Annotated in this window: 18 protein-coding genes and 1 tRNA gene; 11 read left to right on the top strand and 8 right to left on the bottom strand. The window is 61.7% G+C overall.

Translation table 11 applies throughout. The features are described 5' to 3' along the window. Positions 1-84 precede the first annotated feature (84 nt). The 4 genes from N2605_RS17520 to N2605_RS17505 are packed head-to-tail and all read left to right on the top strand — an operon-like array spanning position 85 to position 3,355. Entirely contained in the window at positions 85-576 is a 492-nt protein-coding gene (locus tag N2605_RS17520; RefSeq protein WP_260347328.1) for a hypothetical protein, read from the top strand. Further along, complete coding sequence (locus N2605_RS17515) at positions 573-2,135, top strand: terminase large subunit domain-containing protein (RefSeq protein ID WP_260347327.1); 1,563 nt, start codon at positions 573-575, stop codon at positions 2,133-2,135. Before N2605_RS17520 ends, N2605_RS17515 begins: the two co-directional genes overlap by 4 nt. Continuing rightward, entirely contained in the window at positions 2,132-2,464 is a 333-nt protein-coding gene (locus N2605_RS17510; RefSeq protein WP_260347326.1) for a hypothetical protein, read from the top strand. Before N2605_RS17515 ends, N2605_RS17510 begins: the two co-directional genes overlap by 4 nt. A gap of 3 nt (positions 2,465-2,467) precedes the next feature. Continuing rightward, entirely contained in the window at positions 2,468-3,355 is an 888-nt protein-coding gene (locus N2605_RS17505) for a hypothetical protein (protein WP_260347325.1), read from the top strand. 173 nt (positions 3,356-3,528) lie between these two features. Here the strand turns inward: N2605_RS17505 and N2605_RS17500 are convergent, their stop codons facing one another. After that, positions 3,529-4,335: a hypothetical protein gene (locus N2605_RS17500; protein ID WP_260347324.1), complete on the bottom strand. Its 807-nt coding sequence runs from the start codon at positions 4,333-4,335 to the stop codon at positions 3,529-3,531. Between the two features lie 550 nt (positions 4,336-4,885). Here N2605_RS17500 and N2605_RS17495 point away from each other — a divergent pair. The 4 genes from N2605_RS17495 to N2605_RS17480 all read left to right on the top strand — a co-directional run bounded on the left by N2605_RS17495 (position 4,886) and on the right by N2605_RS17480 (position 7,504). Then, positions 4,886-5,614, top strand: coding sequence for a hypothetical protein (locus tag N2605_RS17495; RefSeq protein WP_260347323.1), 729 nt, complete (start codon positions 4,886-4,888; stop codon positions 5,612-5,614). Then, positions 5,611-6,180, top strand: coding sequence for a hypothetical protein (locus tag N2605_RS17490; protein WP_260347322.1), 570 nt, complete (start codon positions 5,611-5,613; stop codon positions 6,178-6,180). Before N2605_RS17495 ends, N2605_RS17490 begins: the two co-directional genes overlap by 4 nt. Positions 6,181-6,230: 50 nt before the next feature. Beyond that, positions 6,231-6,731: a Panacea domain-containing protein gene (locus N2605_RS17485; protein WP_260347321.1), complete on the top strand. Its 501-nt coding sequence runs from the start codon at positions 6,231-6,233 to the stop codon at positions 6,729-6,731. 71 nt (positions 6,732-6,802) lie between these two features. After that, positions 6,803-7,504, top strand: coding sequence for a hypothetical protein (locus N2605_RS17480; protein ID WP_260347320.1), 702 nt, complete (start codon positions 6,803-6,805; stop codon positions 7,502-7,504). A gap of 63 nt (positions 7,505-7,567) precedes the next feature. On the opposite strand, the gene N2605_RS17475 is transcribed toward N2605_RS17480, so the two are convergent. The 3 genes from N2605_RS17475 to N2605_RS17465 form a co-directional block, all read right to left on the bottom strand. Then, positions 7,568-7,643, bottom strand: a tRNA-Lys gene (locus N2605_RS17475). A 315-nt stretch (positions 7,644-7,958) separates the two neighbouring features. Beyond that, entirely contained in the window at positions 7,959-10,622 is a 2,664-nt protein-coding gene (locus N2605_RS17470; RefSeq protein ID WP_109143693.1) for a glycosyltransferase, read from the bottom strand. Between the two features lie 231 nt (positions 10,623-10,853). Next, positions 10,854-11,441 carry a hypothetical protein gene (locus N2605_RS17465; protein WP_036012549.1) on the bottom strand — a complete coding sequence of 196 codons (588 nt, stop codon included), beginning with the start codon at positions 11,439-11,441 and terminating at the stop codon, positions 10,854-10,856. Between the two features lie 327 nt (positions 11,442-11,768). On the opposite strand from N2605_RS17465, the gene N2605_RS17460 reads away from it, so the two are divergent. Further along, the gene (locus N2605_RS17460; protein WP_225139965.1) at positions 11,769-13,328 is read left to right on the top strand and encodes a glycoside hydrolase family 17 protein; all 1,560 of its coding nucleotides are present in this window, start codon (positions 11,769-11,771) and stop codon (positions 13,326-13,328) included. On the opposite strand, the gene N2605_RS17455 is transcribed toward N2605_RS17460, so the two are convergent. Next, on the bottom strand, positions 13,288-13,668 hold the full coding sequence (locus tag N2605_RS17455) for a hypothetical protein (protein ID WP_036012544.1): 381 nt from the start codon (positions 13,666-13,668) through the stop codon (positions 13,288-13,290). The genes N2605_RS17460 and N2605_RS17455 overlap by 41 nt on opposite strands. Positions 13,669-13,809: 141 nt before the next feature. Here N2605_RS17455 and N2605_RS17450 point away from each other — a divergent pair, with 141 nt between their 5' ends. Continuing rightward, a complete protein-coding gene (locus tag N2605_RS17450; RefSeq protein ID WP_156447140.1) occupies positions 13,810-13,956 on the top strand; it encodes a hypothetical protein in 147 nt (48 codons plus the stop codon). Between the two features lie 33 nt (positions 13,957-13,989). On the opposite strand, the gene N2605_RS17445 is transcribed toward N2605_RS17450, so the two are convergent. From N2605_RS17445 to N2605_RS17435, 3 genes are all read right to left on the bottom strand, one after another. After that, positions 13,990-14,145: a hypothetical protein gene (locus tag N2605_RS17445; RefSeq protein ID WP_225156856.1), complete on the bottom strand. Its 156-nt coding sequence runs from the start codon at positions 14,143-14,145 to the stop codon at positions 13,990-13,992. 117 nt (positions 14,146-14,262) lie between these two features. Beyond that, a complete protein-coding gene (locus N2605_RS17440; RefSeq protein ID WP_036012541.1) occupies positions 14,263-14,703 on the bottom strand; it encodes an MgtC/SapB family protein in 441 nt (146 codons plus the stop codon). A gap of 133 nt (positions 14,704-14,836) precedes the next feature. Then, positions 14,837-16,216 carry a hypothetical protein gene (locus N2605_RS17435; protein WP_260347319.1) on the bottom strand — a complete coding sequence of 460 codons (1,380 nt, stop codon included), beginning with the start codon at positions 16,214-16,216 and terminating at the stop codon, positions 14,837-14,839. Between the two features lie 174 nt (positions 16,217-16,390). Here N2605_RS17435 and glmU point away from each other — a divergent pair, with 174 nt between their 5' ends. Then, a complete protein-coding gene (gene glmU / locus N2605_RS17430; protein WP_225186100.1) occupies positions 16,391-17,746 on the top strand; it encodes a bifunctional UDP-N-acetylglucosamine diphosphorylase/glucosamine-1-phosphate N-acetyltransferase GlmU in 1,356 nt (451 codons plus the stop codon). The last annotated feature ends 3 nt before the right edge of the window (positions 17,747-17,749 follow it).

Genomic DNA, 17,749 nt, shown 5'->3' with positions numbered 1-17,749 from the left:
TCACGTTGTGGCTTTCGCCCGCGCAGTAAAATAGGCGTTGTGCGCATCCCCCTTGCAATGAGATCAGGTCTGAGATTACGTTTCGTGCCCAAAATCGATGCCGCAACAGCGACTGCGCAAAGGCGCATTCGCAAGCATGGGACGAGGGCTTTGCACGGGACGTTGAAGCAGAATGTGAGACGCAATCGATCGGCCGTTTCATCCGGTCGACGTCTCTTTGCTGAGCGCGTCCCTGCGAGCTCTCCGCGCGGACGTCGCTTCGTCGACCTCGTCAATCGATATGCTGATGATTGTGGTGGAGCTGATCGCATTTCGGAGACGACGCGCAATCACATCCGACGCATCGCGTTTCTGCAATGTGTGCTCGAGGACGCGGAAGCCGAGTACGTCAAGACGGGCTCAACGACGTTGGATGAACGTCTCGAATATCAACGGCTCAGCAACACCCAATCTCGGCTGATGAAAAAGATCGGACTGTTCAACGCGTCCCCGGATCGGGATGACGATGAGCATGATGATCCTCTGGCATATGCTGAACGCGGGGGCTCGCGTCCACACAGGGAACGGCTTGAATGAAGCAGAGGCTGGTGCGCGAACGTCTGGATGCCAGACCCGCACCACGCCTCAAGCCTCAACCAAGATCAAATCGTCTCACGCTCCTCGACGCGATCGCAGACCCCAAGCTTTTCAAGCCCTTCTTCAAAAATCCAGCATCATGGATCGCGTGGCGTGCGTTCATCGCAGCCGCTTTCGGCTTGCCAATGTCGGGCGAGGAACTCGCGATCTATCGGGCTTGCACGGGACGGAAGGATGCTCCGACCCAGCAGATGCGCGAGCTTGTGCTCGTCATTGGGCGTCGTGGAGGCAAATCCCGCATCCTCGCATTGATCGCAGTGTGGCTGGCTTGCTTCCACGATTATCGGCAATACCTCGACGAAGGGGAGCTGGGCGTTGTCCAGGTTCTCGCAGCAGATAAAGAGCAGGCCCGCGTTATCTTCCGCTACGTCAAAGGCTTCATCAAGAAAGTCCCCATGCTCGCGCGGATGATCGAGCGGGACACCAACGTTGGGCTTGAGCTTTCTAATTCCATCTCAATCGAGATCACCGCGTCCTCCTATCGCGCAGTCCGGGGCCGCACCGTAGTTGCAGCCCTCTGCGATGAAATCGCGTTCTGGCAATCGGACGACTCGGCCAATCCGGACGCGGAGGTCGTCAACGCGATCAAGCCCGGAATGGCAACGATCCCGACGTCTATGCTATTGCTCGCTTCCAGCCCGTATGCTCGACGGGGTGTCCTGTACAACATGCATCGGCAATATCACGGGACGGATGACCCTCGAGTGCTCGCATGGTCCGCGGCGACGAACGTCATGAACCCGGAAATTGATCCGGCATTTCTGGCACAAGCCTATGAGGATGATCCTGTCTCGGCTGCCGCAGAATATGGGGCTCAGTTCCGTTCCGACGTCGAAGCGTTCATTGCGCGCGAAGCCGTTGAAGCCGTCACCTCGGACGAGCGGGAACGGCCGTATATGCCGGAGTTCAAATATCACGCATTCGCGGATGCCGCGGGCGGATCAGGTTCGGACAGCTTTACGCTAGCCATTGGTCACGTGGAAAAGGGGACATCCGTTCTCGACGTCATCCGGGAGGCCAAGCCTCCATTCTCGCCGGAAACGATCGTCGAGCAGTACTCGGACGTCTTGAAGTCCTACGGCATCAGCAAGCTCCTCGCGGATCGCTATGCCGGCGAATGGGTTCGCGAGAAATTTCTTGGGCACGGGATCACCCTTGATTACGCCGCGAAACCTAAGAGCACCATCTACGGAGAATTCCTGCCCCTGATGATGAGCAAAAAGTGCGATCTCCTAGATAACCAGCGGCTGATCAATCAGCTTTGCGGGCTGGAGAGACGTACAGCCCGATCCGGCAAAGACAGCATCGATCACGCCCCCAATGGTCACGACGACGTAGCCAACGCGGTCGCGGGCGTCCTGACGTCCATGGGCGTCCGCAAATATCGTTACGTCGCAGATTTGAGCTGGGTCGGAGGACCGATCGACACCGACAAGCTCGGACAGAGCAGAAGTGCTCAGATGCTCAGCAACATTCTAACCTTAAGAGGCATACGATGACTAAGGACTCAATTCTCTACGACAAAGACGGCAAGCGCGTTCACCGTCGCGACGGCGTAGTCGCAGACGGCGACAGGCTCGTCATCGGCATGCGGCTGATGGACGCCGCATCCGCGTTACCATCCGTCGTCTCTCTGCGTGATGCCGAAGGCGACGCACCCCCAACCCAAGAGCAACTGGACGCCGCCTATCAGGCCCGGTGTTCCCGGATGGAGGATGCCTGGCGTCATCCGGATCAGCAGGACGCTTTGAGGCCGAACCCTCCGACGTCGGTTGATGCCACGATCGCCGAGCGCAATGCGCGTCTTGAGAGCGCATGGCGCAGCTAGGACATGTCCGGCCTGCCGCGTTTCGGCGCGGTGGGCTTCAACAGGAGGGACCATATGGCTGACGGATCGAAGTTACCAAAGACAGCCCAACTCAAAATTCTACGACTGGAGGACGCAGAGCAGCAGGCACAAACGCTGATCTCGTCCACGGTTCGCAGGATCGGCGAACTCGAACGGATCATCATGAACAATCCAGACGCAGACACGGCCGATGCTGTCCGGGAAGAGATTGCGTTACTCCGCGAGAGAAGAGACGAGCACATCGATCGACATCGTTCATGCTCCGATGTGAACGCGGCAATCCGTCGATACCTCGGAATGCTCCCGGCCAACGCGGTCTTGTCGGACGCAAAAAAGATCAAGGCTCGTCCCAAGGGAGGCGAGAGCTTCGTCGAAGCCGTCGATCGCATCCGACGTGACATTGCGAACCTTGTTTCCGAACGATTTCAGGTTCAGCAGTGCGGGCTCCCGATCGAGGAAATCCGCGCGAAGGCTCGCGACTGGATTTCCCGGCATGCACAGACCGCACGACCGCGCATCACCGCGACGCACAATGAGTTTGCGATCAGTTTTGAAGTTTACGACGAAAGGGCATCAGTTCCGATGCCCGACATAGCTGCGATCATGGCGTTTCTCTATCCGGAGAAGCTGTTGAAACGGATCGACGAAGCCATTGAGCAAATGCCGAAGCCGAGACTTGCCTTGTCGGCAGAGCAGAAGGCCAAACGGCTCAGCGAGATTAAAGACCTGCTGTACGAACGGGAGACGGAGGAGGAGGCCCTGATCTCATTGGCCGAAGAACAGGGACAGACGATCGATCGGCGTCCGACAGCCGATCCGAGGGCAATACTCGGCCTCCTCGTGGACCGGCACAGGGCAACAGCCGCATGACGAGTTTCCCTCCCGTTAGCTGCATTCGGGAGGGCATAGTGCTGGCCTCCCTTTGATCCGTCCAGAGGCCAGCAGCGGGCCACTGCACAGGTGTCCGCTCGCGCAAAAGAACGGTGCAGAGCCTGGGGTCAGAGTTGACCTTCGCTGACGCGCCAGGCAGGCCCGTCGTCTCTCTACCCATCCCCGGCACGTAGCGAGACGGCGGGCTTTTTCAAACGTTGGACCCGCGGCTGTGAAAGACGCTCCCGCACTATACGGTCCGGATATTGCGTCGAACGATATTGTTCAATGGTTGCAGTAACACTGCTCCATTGCTCGGCGGCATTGCGCGCTGCCTCTGACATATTTTCAAGCATACCGTCAGACAGGAGCTGTAACGCTTTGTCGGCATCGTTGATGATTGCGGTGCAGCTCATGATCGGCCTTGTAGCTTCATCGATGAATTGAATTGCCCAGATACGCGCTTGTTGTGAAGGATCGGAGTCGCCATCGTTTGAGCCTTCATCGATCTTGTGACGGAATTTAGCAACAGGCCACTTCTGTTTAGCTGCAAGCTTCAACCAGCGCCCTTGTTGATCAGGCTCCAGCTTCGCAACCACCTCATGGTGGCTGAAACTCAAAGCCTCATTACGTAATGAGGTTGGCACTTTGCGAGCAACTCGCCCAAAATTCATCAGGCTTCCTATCGCGTATGGAAGCTCTTTCGCCTTGTTCGCTCGTTCGCCGTATGCGTGATGTCCGTATGCCCACCAGTCTCCCAGCGCCCACTGAATACCTCTTTCAATCGCCATCAGCTTTCGGCCGACGTCGGTCCATTGCTCGACGTCGAGCTTTTCCGGCAAGTACAGGCCTGTTGCCGACAGTTCGGCCCCATGCGGAAGCTCGGTATCCATTCGGTGCGCAGACCTTTGCAGGGCTGTCCACGGTGTGTCGCTGACCTCTCGTTCGTAGCGGATGATTGGGCTCAATCGCGCGATCATGTTGGTCTCCCGTCAAAGAACTGACAGGGTCAGACATTGAGGAGGCATGAAAAAGGGGGCAGTTCCCACGATCATCGCTGATCACCGACCAGCGGGGACTTTTATGAGGAGAGACAAATATCCAGGCTTCCACACTTGACGATGAAGGAGAGTGTTCGTATTTTGTTCTCCACAACTTGCTAGTTCGTCTGGATTGTCCTGCACCTGGGGTTGCCCTATTCCTGGGGCGGGCCCGGGGGAAACGATGCCAAAAGTCAACAAGAGGGTACACTATCGACGTTTTGAGCCAGTGAATGGAGGATGGTCGAAGGGGAGCCTGCAAAACATGTTAACCGCGGCCCTCAGTGCGAAAGCTCCCTCTGGGCGGAGCTACTATGAGGATTGGAGCGCGCGAACGTTCGTCGTGCCTGCGGAGCCGGTTCTCAGGCGTTTTGCTCATAATATCACATCGGCCTCCAGTGATATCTCGGGGACCCTATGCCTGTTCTCCCCGGACGATTGGGCACCCGTGCTTATCCGAGAGAGTGAGGAAGGTGGCCAGCATAAATCATTGGACGAGGCCCTTCGCGATGTTGAAATTGCCGAGCGTCCTCCGATCAAGGGCGAGGATTATCTGAGAGGCATCGCTTACTGGTTGGTCGCCGGCAACCATCTGTTCGTTGTCCAGCATACGTCTATTCAGACAAAGGCGTTCGAGGAATATTTCAAGGCTCTGCTGGATGGCGCAGGCGTTACGGCCGAAGCGGACAAATTTGCCCTCCGTGCTGTGTTCAACAAGACAATCGTGGGAGGCGATCTCGAAGAGATCACGGCGGTTGAGGTCGGTGGTATTCTCAGCCAGGGACCGCCTGAGATTATCACGATGGAAGGTAAAGTAGTCGAAGAGCAGGAAACTCTTGGCCGGCAGACCAGTCGGTTTGACAAAGCCTTGGATGTCCTCAAAGCGGTTTTCGGTGCACCCGACGCCGAGCGCATCCTCAAGGAAATTCCTAAAGAAGCGGAACTCGAAGTGGAGGTCCGGTTCGGCTACAAAACAAAACGCCGCGGGGTCTCCCGGGCTGCACTGGAAGACATCGCGCGGTCCGCCCGTAATTTGCCAGATGGAGAGGTAACTGCATTCGGCAAGGATGGAAAGCAGATCGGTGACGATCTACGCCTGAGTATGCCTATGCCGTTCGCACTACTAAGAGAGCATGGGGCCTTGCTTGATCTTGACGACGCGCGGACACAGCTAATGCGCGTGTATCAACGCTTCGTGGAAGATGGGAAGATTGAGTGACGCAATGGCTTGCGAGGGTCTATGCTCCTGTTGCCGCAATCGTCGCGGTTGCGGTCGGCTGGGCAACTGCGCGCTACGTTCCTCTATCAATGTGGAAACCTGTGTTTCCGGGCATGCTGGTCGCCTTGTCCATGTTAGGTGCAGCAGTCCTCGTTCGGCTGGCCCGTAATGCACCGATCACTGCTCCTACCGCATTCGATGAAACGGACCTAAAGCGGTTCTTCGACGCTTTAGAGGAACTCAATCGTCGACTTTTTTGGATTTTCTTGCAGGCCGTGATGGCTTTGTTCATCACTCTGTTTGCGATCGTAATGGAAGATCACAAGGGTATGATCTTCGGTTATGCCCCGCCGATCGCGAAGGTATGCTCCGGCATCCTAGGATTTCTCTTAGTTTGGATATTGTCACGGGTCCTCGCGATGGCGCGCGGAGATATCGGCTTCGTGCGATTGCAGCGCGAGGTACTCGAAAATGCGCTAGCTAGACAGCGGAAAGCAGCGAGTGAGAAGATCGTGCCAGCAACTGTCGAGTTTCGTTCCTCCGGGGGATATGGAAGGGCTCTGTAAGCGCGTAGTCTGATTGTGATTGCTATCCGACTCTGCTAACCGGACCGCGAATGTATGAAGCTCGTAAGATATGCAACTGGTTGCTCGCGAACTTCGATCCGGTCGAGTTCGATTTGACGAACTTGCGGATCAATAAGCTTCTTTACTTCATGCATGCCGAGTCACTTTGCTGCAGAGCAGAAGGCTTGGTGCGTAATCATTTCGAGGCTTGGCAGTTCGGACCGGTGATCAAACCTGTCTTCGATGCGTTCAAAGCTTACAAGGACGCACCGATTACTGCACCGGCCCAATATCTCGACTATGCGACCGGAGTGAACCGTCCCGTACCTTATCAGGACATCCGCGCCGATGACGTCCAGATCATTAAGCGGGAGTTTAAGAAGTACAGCCGGTTCACGACCGGTCAGCTTGTTTCGTTATCTCACGAACCCGGCGGGCCGTGGGACATTACGTATCGCGCACATCAGACGGACCCAACATTCAGCCCACGTATTCCGAACGACCTGATCCGGAAACATTTCTCCGGGGATAATCCTCGCGTGCTCCACTAGGGCTTGTTGCCGGAAGGCGGCGACTCACACTATATCTGCTCAGTTCTGCTCCATCCGAAGGAGGCTAACTGATGTCGGGGCGCGGGAAATTCTTCGAACTCTTGGACTTCACCAAGTTTGCGTACCCCGGCGTCCTGGGCATGGACCCCGTCCAGACCTCGTACAACGTCCGCGACCGGCTCGGTGGCGGAGGCTTTATGTCGTACGGCATGATTTGGCCGAGGATGGCTCACATTGTGAGTGGGCGAGCGAGTGCCGATTACATCAGCTCACAATTCAGCCCCTACGATACGGACTGGAAGAATGAGTCCATCCAAGGGGTGGTGCGCCTGCTTTCAGAGTTCTTCGGAGGGCGTGGGACTTGGTATGGCCACCCTTTGAAGCCGAACAAGGTCCTCGGCTTCTGGTTCAAGCCTAGCATCAAAGGAATTTGGTTCGTCGATGGTCAGGCCTATGCGGTTCTGATCAACGCGCGAAAGAGCCAGCGGCTGTTCGCTGAACACGTCAAGTTTCTCGCCCGGGGAGTCTACGAACTGCATTGTATCGACGACCCGAATGATCCCATTCCCCTGATCATCGATGTCAGCGCACATGACGAGGCTGAGGGAAGGCGAGTTCGACCCTACATCGTGCGGCCGGAGGAAGCGGCCACTCTGGAAGAGTTTGACGATGCCGTCCGACAATTCCTTAAAGCTCTTGAACTCGCCGGCGTGGCCTTGCCGTCTGATCCAGACGAAAGATTGTTGGACCTCTTTAAGCGGCGCGGGACCTGATCTAGACCTAATCTCGCGCTTTCTCGTGATAACCGGCTGCTGTATCTAAGCCCTTGATTTTGTTGGTGAGCGCGCTGGGGCTCGAACCCAGGACCCCGTGATTAAAAGTCACGTGCTCTACCGGCTGAGCTACGCGCTCCCATGGCCGCTGATGGCTCGAAGAGATCGCCATCGTGTTCGGACATTCGAGAGGCATGTCTTGCCGCTTCGCCTAGAGATCGCGTCGCGGGGAAAACCGGCTGTTTCCGGATCATGCCTTCGGCCCGCGCTGTGTAGGGGGAGTGGCTGCGGAGGTCAATAGTGCGGGTGGTTGCCGAAGATCGCGGCAGGAGCGGGGATTTGCCTGGGCTATCCGTCGCTTAGGCCAAAATTCTCACCTCGATTGGCGGCCGGTCATCCACGCCGGAGACCACGTGATTCCAGGCACGAGGCCGAAGACCGGCGTGGAGCAGGATCAGTTCGTCTCCCGCCGGACCTCGCTCGGCACCGGCTGCGGCGTGCCGGTCGGGTGGGGCAGCGCGACCGGGCGCAGGCCGATCAGCTCGGCGGTGCGGATCGCGCTGTCGCGCCAGAACTGGAACGAGTTGATGCGGCTGAGCTCGAGGATGGCGATGGCGACGGCGGCGAGGAACGGCAGGCTCTGCAGCACCAAGACGCCGGCGAAGATGTAGATCTCGGTGATCTGCTTGTAGCTGTTGGTGGCGATCAGCACGCCGGCGCCGACCAGGAGCAGGGTGCCGATCACGGCTTCCCAGAACGCCTGGAACTCGATCGACATGCGGGAGAGGCCGCCTTTGGAGGTGCGGGCGAAGGCGATGTGCTCGGTGATCAGGCCCTGCGCCACCGCGCGCGACACCGTCCATTGCACGCTCATCGCCGCGATCATGGCGCCCAGCATCTGGCCGGGCTTGATGGCGACGCGGGCGCGGTACATCGACAGGAAGTGCACCAGCGAGACGATGAAGGCGCCGACAATCGGCAGCGTCAGGATCTTGTCGGGAATGGCGATGTCGGCGAAGGCGACGATCGGCACCCAGATGAGGTTGAGCAGCGCCACGACCACGCCGAGGCTTTCGGCGCCCAGCCAGTTCAGCCAGCCGAGGCCATATTCGCGCTTCTGGTCGGGCGTCAGCCGGCTTGCGCCGGGCAGGAAGCGGCGCCAGTGCTTCTTGACGATCTGCAGGCCGCCATAGGCCCAGCGGTGCCGTTGCTTCTTGAAGGCCTCGTAGGTGTCCGGCAGGAGGCCTGCGCCGTAGCGGGTATTCGTGTAGTGGGTGGTCCAGCCGAGCTCTTGGATGGCAAGGCCGAGATCTGAGTCCTCGCAGATCGTGTCGCTCGACCAGCCGCCGGCCATGTCCATCGCGGCGCGGCGGATCAGGCACATCGTGCCGTGCACGATGATGGCGTTGGCCTCGTTGCGCTGGACCATGCCGATGTCGAAGAAGCCGGCATATTCGCCGTTCATGATGTAGTGCATGATCGACAGATCGCCGTCGCGGTGCTCCTGCGGCGCCTGCACGAGGCCGACGCGCGGGTCGGCAAAAGCAGGCACGAGGTCCTTCAGCCAATCGGGCTCGACGACATAGTCGGCATCGAGGATGCCGATGATCTCGGCATCCGCCGCGGTGCGGTCCATCGCAATCCGCAGCGCGCCGGCTTTGAAGCCCTGCACCTTCTCGGCGTTGATGAACTTGAAGCGTTCACCGAGCGCGCGGCAATGGTCCTGGATCGGCTGCCAGAAGGCGGGATCCGGCGTGTTGTTGATGATGACCACGCATTCGTAGTTCGGGTAGTTCAGCCGCGACAGCGCATCCAGCGTCTGCTTCAGCATCTCGACGGGCTCGAAATAAGCGGGGATATGGATCGAGACCTTGGGGCAGTAATCCTCGGGCACGTTCTCGACCGGCTTGTTCTTGGCGATCAGGCGCTGCGGCGGCCGGCCGAAGGCAACCGCGGCGATCTCGTCGATGCGCGCCATCGCGATGAGGACCAGCGGAACAAGGAGGATCATGCCGAGCGTCAGCGCGAAAGCGGAGCCGAACAGGAAGTAGTGGCCGTTCCAATAGGCGAACACGGTCGCGGCCCAGGCGCCGACGCCGTTGGCGGTCGCCGACAGCAGGAAGGCTTGCCTCGCGGTCGCCTTCTCGATCCGCAGGATCGGTAACGACAGCAGCACGCCGACCAGCAGCGCGATACCCATCAGCTTCCAATAGTCGGGGTTCTCGACCGGGCCGGTCCAGGCGAATTTCGGCTCGCCGCTGGCATTGAGGACGCCCCAATACGGACCGACGCCGCCTTCGAAGAATTTCCAGGGCCGATCGAGGGCTTCGACGATGTTGTAGTCCATGCCGAGCGCTTCGGCGCGGGTGACGAAGTTGCGCAAGGTCAGCGCCTGCTGGAACGGACCTGGATCTGCGTTGCGCAAATTATAGCCGGCGCTCGGCCAGCCGAACTCGGCGATCACGATGCGCTTGCCCGGGAACTGATTGCGCAGGAGGTCGTAGCGGTCCACGGCCTGGTCGACGGCCTGATCCGAACGGAAGTTTTCCCAATAGGGCAGCACGTGCGCGGCGATGAAGTCGACGCTGGAGGCGAGGTCCGGAAAATCGCGCCAGATGTTCCAGATCTCGCCCGTCGTCACGGGAACACGGACCGCGCTCTTGACCTTCTTGATCTTGCTGATGAGGTCCTCGACCTTCATCTCGCCGCGGTAGATCACCTCGTTGCCGACCACGATGCCGATCACGTTGCTGTTCTTGCGGGCGAGCTCGATGGCGGCCTTGATCTCCCGCTCGTTGCGATCCTCGTCCTTGTCGATCCACGCGCCGACCGTGACCTTGAGGCCGAACTCGGCCGCGATCGGCGGCACCAGCTCGCTGCCTTCCGTCGCGGTGTAGGACCGGATCGCTCGCGTGAGGGTCGAGAGCTTCTTCAAGTCCGCGCGAATCTTGTCGGGGTCGACCTTGAGGTCGACGACATGGCCCGGTTCGAACGGCGTATAGGACAGGCTCGGCACCAGGCCCTTGAAGTCCGGCGCAGGTTCCCTGTCGCGCAGGACTCCCCAACTGCCTGCGTGGAGCGCAGACACGAGCAACAGAACGGCGGCGACAACGCGCATCGCGGCTAAACCAATAGGGGCTGAGGTGGCAGGGAAGCGGATCCGACCCCGAGATCCGACCAAGTCCGCGGCAAAGGGAGCATATCTCTGCCGCGCGGTTTCACAACTGTCATGGCCTCATGTCCTTATGAGGGCATGGCCTTTTCGAACGACGCGCGGCAGTGCCAACCGTCTCTATGGCCGGTCGTTCCTGAACGGCAGCTGAAACGACCGGAGCGATTTTGGCTTGGGCTATTTCGCCGGCGTCGGGGACGGGCTTGCCGCAGGCGAGGGGCTCGCGGCGGGCTGCGGCTGCGCATTGGCGGCCGGCGCTGCCGGCTGAGCGGCCGCGGCCGCCGCCTGCTGCGGCTGGGCGGCCGGGTTGATCCAGCACGCGTGCACGCGGCTATCCAGAGTTTCGGCCACCTTGGGGTCGATCTGGCCGCCGAAACGGGTCAGGCAGCGGAACGCGGCCTGGATGTGGCCGCCGGGACAGCCGAAGCGGTCGTAGAGGTCGAGATGACGGAATGCGGTATCGAGGTCGTCCCGCCACATCAGCCGCACCACGCGCCGGCCGAGCCAGACGCATTCGGGATTGCCGGCCGGGCCGTTGATGACCTGGGCGGCTTCCGCGAACTCGTCGGTGCGGCGCTGATTCTGGGCGGCGTCCTTGGCGGCGTCGGCGGGCTGGGCTGCCGCCTTGCCCTGTTCGGGGCCCGGCGGACCGCTCTGGGCGGAGGCGCCGCCAGCACCGGTCAGAACGAGCAGGCAGGAGACGGCCAAGGTGGCGGCGAACTGCCGCAGGACCGCATTTCGTGACTCGAACACCCGTTGCCGCATGAATTCCCCAATGTATCCGCTGGCCGTCCGCGTCAGGAGCCCCGCGGACGCGCTAGCTGATGGCGTCCAAATGGGTCTCCAATGCGGCGGAAAAGTCTTTCGGAGTCCATGACCTGTATTTCGAATTTTGTCCAGCAAAGTCACGATCCTAGATCCCGGTGAACCGGCGCAGGTAAATTCCTTGGGGGCGCAAGGGATCCACCGGACGTGCCCCCTTGGCAGACGGCGTGCGAGAAGGTAATCGACGGCCCTTCGCGGAGGACGGAACCGATTTCTCTTCGTACGCCACTGGCGCTTCTGCTCGTCTCACTGGGTGCGATCGCTGCCGTGTGGTGGTGGCTTGCCACGCCGATCACGCTCGCGCGCGCCCCGATCGATCCCGCCGACAAGGTTCAATGCGTCTCCTACGCGCCGTTCCGCGGCGAGCAGTCGCCGCTGGACGCATGGACCCATATCGATGCCGACCAGATCGAACAGGACCTGCGCCAGCTCAAGGAGATCACCGACTGCGTCCGCACCTATTCGCTGGAGAACGGGCTCGACCAGGTGCCGGCGATCGCCGCCAAGGTCGGCGGGATGAAGGTGCTGCAGGGCATCTGGCTCTCGAGCAACCGCACCAAGAACTACGAGCAGGCCGGGCTCGCCATTCGCCTCATCAAGCAATTCCCTGACGTCATCACCTCCGTCATCGTCGGCAACGAGGTGCTGCTGCGCGGTGAGATGACGACGGCGGACCTCGTCGCTCTCATCCGCCTGGTGAAGACCCAGGTCGGCGTGCCCGTGACCTATGCCGATGTGTGGGAATATTGGCTGAAGAACCGCGAGGTGTATGACGCCGTCGACTTCGTCACGATTCATATCCTGCCCTATTGGGAGGATTTTCCGATCAGGGCGAAGTTCGCTGCCGCCCATGTCGAACAGATCCGCGAGCGCATGGCGGTGGCGTTTCCCGGCAAGGAGATCCTGATCGGCGAAACCGGCTGGCCGAGCGCGGGCCGCATGCGCGACGGCGCACTGCCCTCGCGCACCAATCAGGCGCGCGTCGTCTCGGAAATCCTCGGCCTTGCGAAGGCGCAGAAGTTCCGCGTCAATCTCATCGAGTCCTACGACCAGCCCTGGAAGCGCAGGCTGGAAGGCACCGTCGGCGGCTATTGGGGCCTCTACGACTCGGTGCGCAGGAGCCTGAAATATCCGCCAGGACAGCCGATCAGCAATTTCCCGTACTGGAAATGGTACATGGGCGCCGGCATGGGGCTTTCCGTGCTGGTGTTCGCTGTCGCGCTGATCACGCTGCGCCGCCGGCCGTGGACACCGCGTTTCCCGGCCTGGCTCGGCGTCGGCATCTCGGCGACGACCGCCGGAATCCTGCTCGGGATCGGCGCCGACAAGATGTACTACGAGAGCTACGGGATCGGCGGCTGGCTGCTCTGGGGCGCGTTGCTGCTGGCCGGCATTCTGTCGCCGATCTTCTGCGCGCAGGCGATGGTGATCGGCCGCAGCCTGCCGACCTTCCTCGACCTGCTCGGCCCGCGCGAGGGCCGGAAATGGTCGAAGCTCACGGCGGTGCTCGGCCTGACGCTGGCGGTGACCGCGGTGATCGCTTCCGCGACCGCGCTCGGCTTCGTGTTCGATCCGCGTTACAAGGATTTTCCTTACGCCGCGCTGACGATGGCTGTGGTGCCGTTTGCGCTTCTGATGCTGAACCGGCCGCAGATCGGCCAGCGTCCGATCGCCGAAGCGGTGTTCGCGGGGGTGCTGGCGCTGTCCGCCGTGTACGTGCTGTTCAACGAAGGTCGCGACAATTGGCAGTCGCTATGGACCTGCGCGATCTATCTGTTGTTCGCGCTCACGCTGTGGCGGGCGCGGGCCGAGCAAAGCCAAGAATAAGCAGGCCGATCGCAAGGCCCGACAGCACGACATTGTAGAGCACGATGCCGAGGCCGGCGGCGATGAGGCCGACGGTCAGCAGCACGATCGACGGCCGCATCAGGTTCAGCGTCGCAACCACCAGCGCCACGATGCCGAACACCGAATTCTTGAACAGCACGGTCGAGACCGAGCGCGACTTGCAGACCAGGGTCTGAAGCCCGGCGTCGCAGGCGAGCGCTACTTGCGAAAACTCGATCGCGAGATAGCGCACGTAGAGCGCGCAGCCGACGGTGACGAATCCGACCACGAGCAGGAACTGCACCTGGTAGGGCGTGAGGCGGAAGGGCTTCTTTGTCATGGCCGCAATATGGTCGGGAAGGCGCGGCCAGGCAACAGGGCAGGCGAGGTTTCTGTTGATCCGCCCGGGCACTCTCCAGGAACACGCGAGCCTCCCGCTGGTTCTCAACATTGTGTTGCCAACACCGCCTAGGAGTGAGGCATGGACAAGCCGACGCAGGAGCAGCTGAGCGAGCTCAAGAGGCTGAGCAAGGAGGCGCGGGTCGAGGATTGGTCGGACATCGTCCAGTCCAAGGACGAGGCGGAGATGCGCATCCGCGATCTGAAGGAGAAGGCGCGCATGGAATAGGTCATCGCCTGCGCCAAGGGCGATCAAGGACGATCAGCTGCGACCTTGCGTGTTCCGGCTCTGCTCCGCCAGCCGGCGCTCGTATTTTTCAGCCAAGGCGAGCAGTCGCTTCCTGATGTGGGGATCGGCCCGCTCGGCCAGTTCGCGGATCAACGCGAGTTGCTCCCGCAGAAAGTTCGCGTCCGTCATCTCCGCTCCGAATCAAGTCCGGTACGGAGTGTGCCGTGTCAGGTTGGTCTCGTTCGTATCATTTGGTACTTGGGCGGAGGCATGAAGCCGCTCACCGGCCATGTGCGACTACCAGACTTACTTCAACCCCAGGCGACGTTCGAGCCAGCTGAGCGCGAACAGCACGAATAACGTGACTGCGATGGCGGCGCCCACCAGCAGCCAGGCGCCCAGCGCGCAGGCGATGCCAAGACCGGCAGCGATCCAGACAGTCGCCGCGGTAGTGAGGCCATGAACCGTCTTGGCCTTGACGTCGTGCAGGATGACGCCCGCACCGATGAAGCCGACGCCGCTCAGCACGCCGGTAACAATGCCTTGGACCACCCTCGAGACTGCATCCGGGTGGTCGCGCAAATTCTGAAACTCGATCACGGAAATCGAGATCAGCGCAGAGCCCAAGGCCACCAGCGCCAGGGTGCGCATGCCCACCGGCTTGTCGTTCATGTCGCGGTCGATGCCGATCACGAGGCCCGTAGCCGCCGCGACGAGCAGTCTCAGCACATCATCCAGTTCGTTCATCAAGACCCGCGTTTCTGGAGGGGCGACGCTTCGCGCACGTCGGACATGGACCTGCGAACTTGCTGCCAAGCGCGGCCGAGGTCCAAGCGTCCGTTGGTCGCATGCTGGCTGCGTGCGCGCCGGGACCGAGGCGTCATTGTCGCCTGAAGAACGACGACAGCGTCGATCCCGCGGACGACGCTGCCGCCTCCGGTTTCGCCGGTGCTGGCGCCGGCTGCGCGGCGGGAGCGGGGGCGGGCTCGTCGCGCTTGGTGCGTTTTGAGGAGTAGCTGCGGCGGCGTTGCGGCTTTTCAGGCTTCGCGCTCGACACAGGCGCCGTTTCGGCTGGAGGGCCAGCGTCCTGGCTTGTCTCCGAACCCTTGTCCGGGACTCTGTCCTGAGTCTTCTCTTGCGTCTTGTCTTGTACCTTGTCCGGACCGCCACGCATCGACAGGCGCTGGCCATCGAACACGGTGGTCTCGCAGTGACGATTGCTCTCGGCGAGACCCGCGCAGAATTTTGCGGCGGCGGCGGCATTGACCAGGGGGCCGGCGCCGAGGCGGAGCTGCATGCCGAGGCCGGTGTTGCCTTCCTTGATCATGATGATCGGCCGCAGCGCTGCGATCTCCGGGTTGGACTTGGTCACGCCGCGCCAGAGCGCGCGCAGGCCGTCGATCGAGTTGGCGCCGCCGAGATCGATCGCAAAGCGCGTCTGCTGAACGGCGATGGCAGGGGATTCGCTCTCGGCTGGCTCTGGCGGCTTGGTTGCTGCCGCCACGATTTCGGCTGCGGCGGGCGCCGGCTCGGCCTTCTGCTCGGCTGTCTCAGGTTGAATCAGTTTCGATGCGGCCGGATCAGGTGGCGCCATGAGCGACTTGGCGGGCACCAGCGGAATGGTCGGCAGCGCCGAAGTCATGGCCGGATTCTGTTGCACGAGCGAGGCGGCGGCCGCGGTCTGCGGCGGCGGGCTCGGCGGCTCCTTCAACGTTTCCTTCTGAGCATCCTTTGGCGAATCCTTCTGAGCATCCTTGGCGGCTTCGCTGCGCGGCTTCTCGCTCGTCGCCGTCGGCGTCGAAGCAACCGGCGCGACATTGGGAGCCGCGGGTGCTGCGTCCTGCGGCTTCGCGCCCGGCGGCGGCGCGGCCGCTTGCTTGGCAATGGCGCCGGTGACGGAATCGAGCCCTTGCTCCAGCACGGTGACGCGCGAATACAGCCGGTCGCGGTCGCTGTTCAGCGTCTCGATCGCGGCGGCGAGCCGGCGCGCTTCGTTCTGGCTCTCCTTGGTCAGCAGCTGCAGCCGGTCGGCCTGGCGCACGAGATCGGCGGACGCAACCTGGTCGCGCCGCCAGCCGAGCTGGGCCTGGTTGGCCATCAGGGCAATGACGACGGCGCCGACGGCCGCCACGCCCCACGAGCCCAGCCGCCACATCATGCGCCGGTCGAAGGCGCTTTCCTCGGCCAAAAGTCCGGAGAACAGCCCGCCGGTCTCCTTGGTGGAGAAAGCGTCCGCCAGTGGGTCGGATTCCTTTGCCATGAATGTTAAGCGCCCAGCCCCGTCCGGCTTCCCCGAATCAATCAGGGAACATTAACAGGAAAAGCGCGCCGCACTTGAATTCCGGGCGTTTGCGGGGGTAGCAAGGCGATAGCTTCCGAGGGCGTTGCCGCCCGTCCGCGCCAATTTGATTCGGCCATAGCTATCAGGATTTCGATGACCGCCCGTTCCAGCCTCACGATCGTGCTCGCCGCCGGCGAAGGCACGCGCATGCGATCGAGCCTGCCGAAGGTGCTGCATCCGGTCGCGCACCGGAGTCTGCTCGCGCACGTGCTCGCCGCCGCACCCAAGGGAACCGGCACCTCGCTCGCGGTGGTGATCGGCCCCGATCATCAGGCGGTCGCCGACGAAGCCAAGCGCATCCGTCCCGACGCGCTGACCTTCGTGCAGGCCGAGCGGCTCGGCACCGCGCATGCGGTACTGGCGGCGCGCGAGGCGATCGCGAGCGGCGCCGACGATCTCCTCATCGCGTTCGGCGACACGCCGCTGATCTCGGCCGAGACCTTTGCGCGGCTGCGCGCGCCGCTCGCCCGCGGCGCAGCCATTGCCGCGCTCGGCTTTCGCGCCGCCGACCCGACCGGCTACGGCCGCTTCATCGTCGAGGGCGACAGCCTGGTTGCGATCCGCGAGCAGGCCGACGCCAGCGCGGACGAGCGCAAGATCGATTTGTGCAACGCCGGCGTGATGGCGATCGACGGCCGCCGTGCGCTCGACATTCTCGGGCAGATCGGCGATGCCAATTCCAAGGGCGAATATTATCTGACGGATGCGGTCGAAATCGTCCGCAGGCAGGGATGGGAGTCGGTGGTGATCGAAACCAGCGAGGACGAGGTGCGCGGCATCAACACCAAGGCGCAGCTCGCCGAGGCCGAAGCCGTAATGCAGGCGCGTTTGCGCAAGGCGGCAATGGAGGCCGGCGTCACGCTGATCGCGCCGGAGACGGTTTATCTGTCCACTGACACCGTGTTCGGCAAGGACGTGACGATCGAGCCGTTCGTGGTGATCGGCCCCGGCGTGTCGATCGCGGACGGCGCGGTGATCCACTCGTTCTCGCATATCGTCGAGACTACGCTCGGCAGGAAGGTCTCGATCGGACCCTATGCGCGGCTGCGTCCCGGCACCTCGCTCGGCGACGGCGCGCGCATCGGCAATTTCGTGGAGACCAAGGCGGCGACGCTGGAGGCCGGCGTCAAGGTCAACCATCTCTCCTATATCGGCGACGCCACCGTCGGCGCCAATTCCAACATCGGCGCCGGCACCATCACCTGCAACTACGATGGCTTCAAGAAGCACAAGACGGTGATCGGAAAGGGCGCCTTCGTCGGCACCAACTCCTCGCTGGTCGCCCCGGTAACGATCGGCAATGGTGCCTATATCGGCTCGGGCTCGGTGATCACGAAGGACGTCCCCGACGACGCGATGGCGCTGGAGCGGAGCCCGCAGACCATCCGGGAAGGCGGCGCGGCGCGCTATCGCGAGATGAAGACCGGCGGCAAGAAGCCGGAGACGTGAGCG

This window comes from Bradyrhizobium yuanmingense (assembly GCF_025200905.1).
Lineage (GTDB): Bacteria > Pseudomonadota > Alphaproteobacteria > Rhizobiales > Xanthobacteraceae > Bradyrhizobium > Bradyrhizobium yuanmingense.
Note: the sequence above shows the minus strand (reverse complement) of the source record. Positions and strands in the feature narration are given on the sequence as shown.

Bases quoted from the DNA above. Each gene is read 5' to 3' on its own strand.
- N2605_RS17515 (WP_260347327.1), top strand. From the start codon at position 573: ATGAAGCAGAGGCTGGTGCGCGAACGTCTGGATGCCAGACCCGCACCA.
- N2605_RS17510 (WP_260347326.1), top strand. From the start codon at position 2,132: ATGACTAAGGACTCAATTCTCTACGACAAAGACGGCAAGCGCGTTCAC.
- N2605_RS17505 (WP_260347325.1), top strand. From the start codon at position 2,468: ATGTCCGGCCTGCCGCGTTTCGGCGCGGTGGGCTTCAACAGGAGGGAC.
- N2605_RS17500 (WP_260347324.1), bottom strand. From the start codon at position 4,335: ATGATCGCGCGATTGAGCCCAATCATCCGCTACGAACGAGAGGTCAGC.
- N2605_RS17485 (WP_260347321.1), top strand. From the start codon at position 6,231: ATGTATGAAGCTCGTAAGATATGCAACTGGTTGCTCGCGAACTTCGAT.
- N2605_RS17480 (WP_260347320.1), top strand. From the start codon at position 6,803: ATGTCGGGGCGCGGGAAATTCTTCGAACTCTTGGACTTCACCAAGTTT.
- N2605_RS17470 (WP_109143693.1), bottom strand. From the start codon at position 10,622: ATGCGCGTTGTCGCCGCCGTTCTGTTGCTCGTGTCTGCGCTCCACGCA.
- N2605_RS17465 (WP_036012549.1), bottom strand. From the start codon at position 11,441: ATGCGGCAACGGGTGTTCGAGTCACGAAATGCGGTCCTGCGGCAGTTC.
- N2605_RS17455 (WP_036012544.1), bottom strand. From the start codon at position 13,668: ATGACAAAGAAGCCCTTCCGCCTCACGCCCTACCAGGTGCAGTTCCTG.
- N2605_RS17450 (WP_156447140.1), top strand. From the start codon at position 13,810: ATGGACAAGCCGACGCAGGAGCAGCTGAGCGAGCTCAAGAGGCTGAGC.
- N2605_RS17445 (WP_225156856.1), bottom strand. From the start codon at position 14,145: ATGACGGACGCGAACTTTCTGCGGGAGCAACTCGCGTTGATCCGCGAA.
- N2605_RS17440 (WP_036012541.1), bottom strand. From the start codon at position 14,703: ATGAACGAACTGGATGATGTGCTGAGACTGCTCGTCGCGGCGGCTACG.
- N2605_RS17435 (WP_260347319.1), bottom strand. From the start codon at position 16,216: ATGGCAAAGGAATCCGACCCACTGGCGGACGCTTTCTCCACCAAGGAG.
- glmU (WP_225186100.1), top strand. From the start codon at position 16,391: ATGACCGCCCGTTCCAGCCTCACGATCGTGCTCGCCGCCGGCGAAGGC.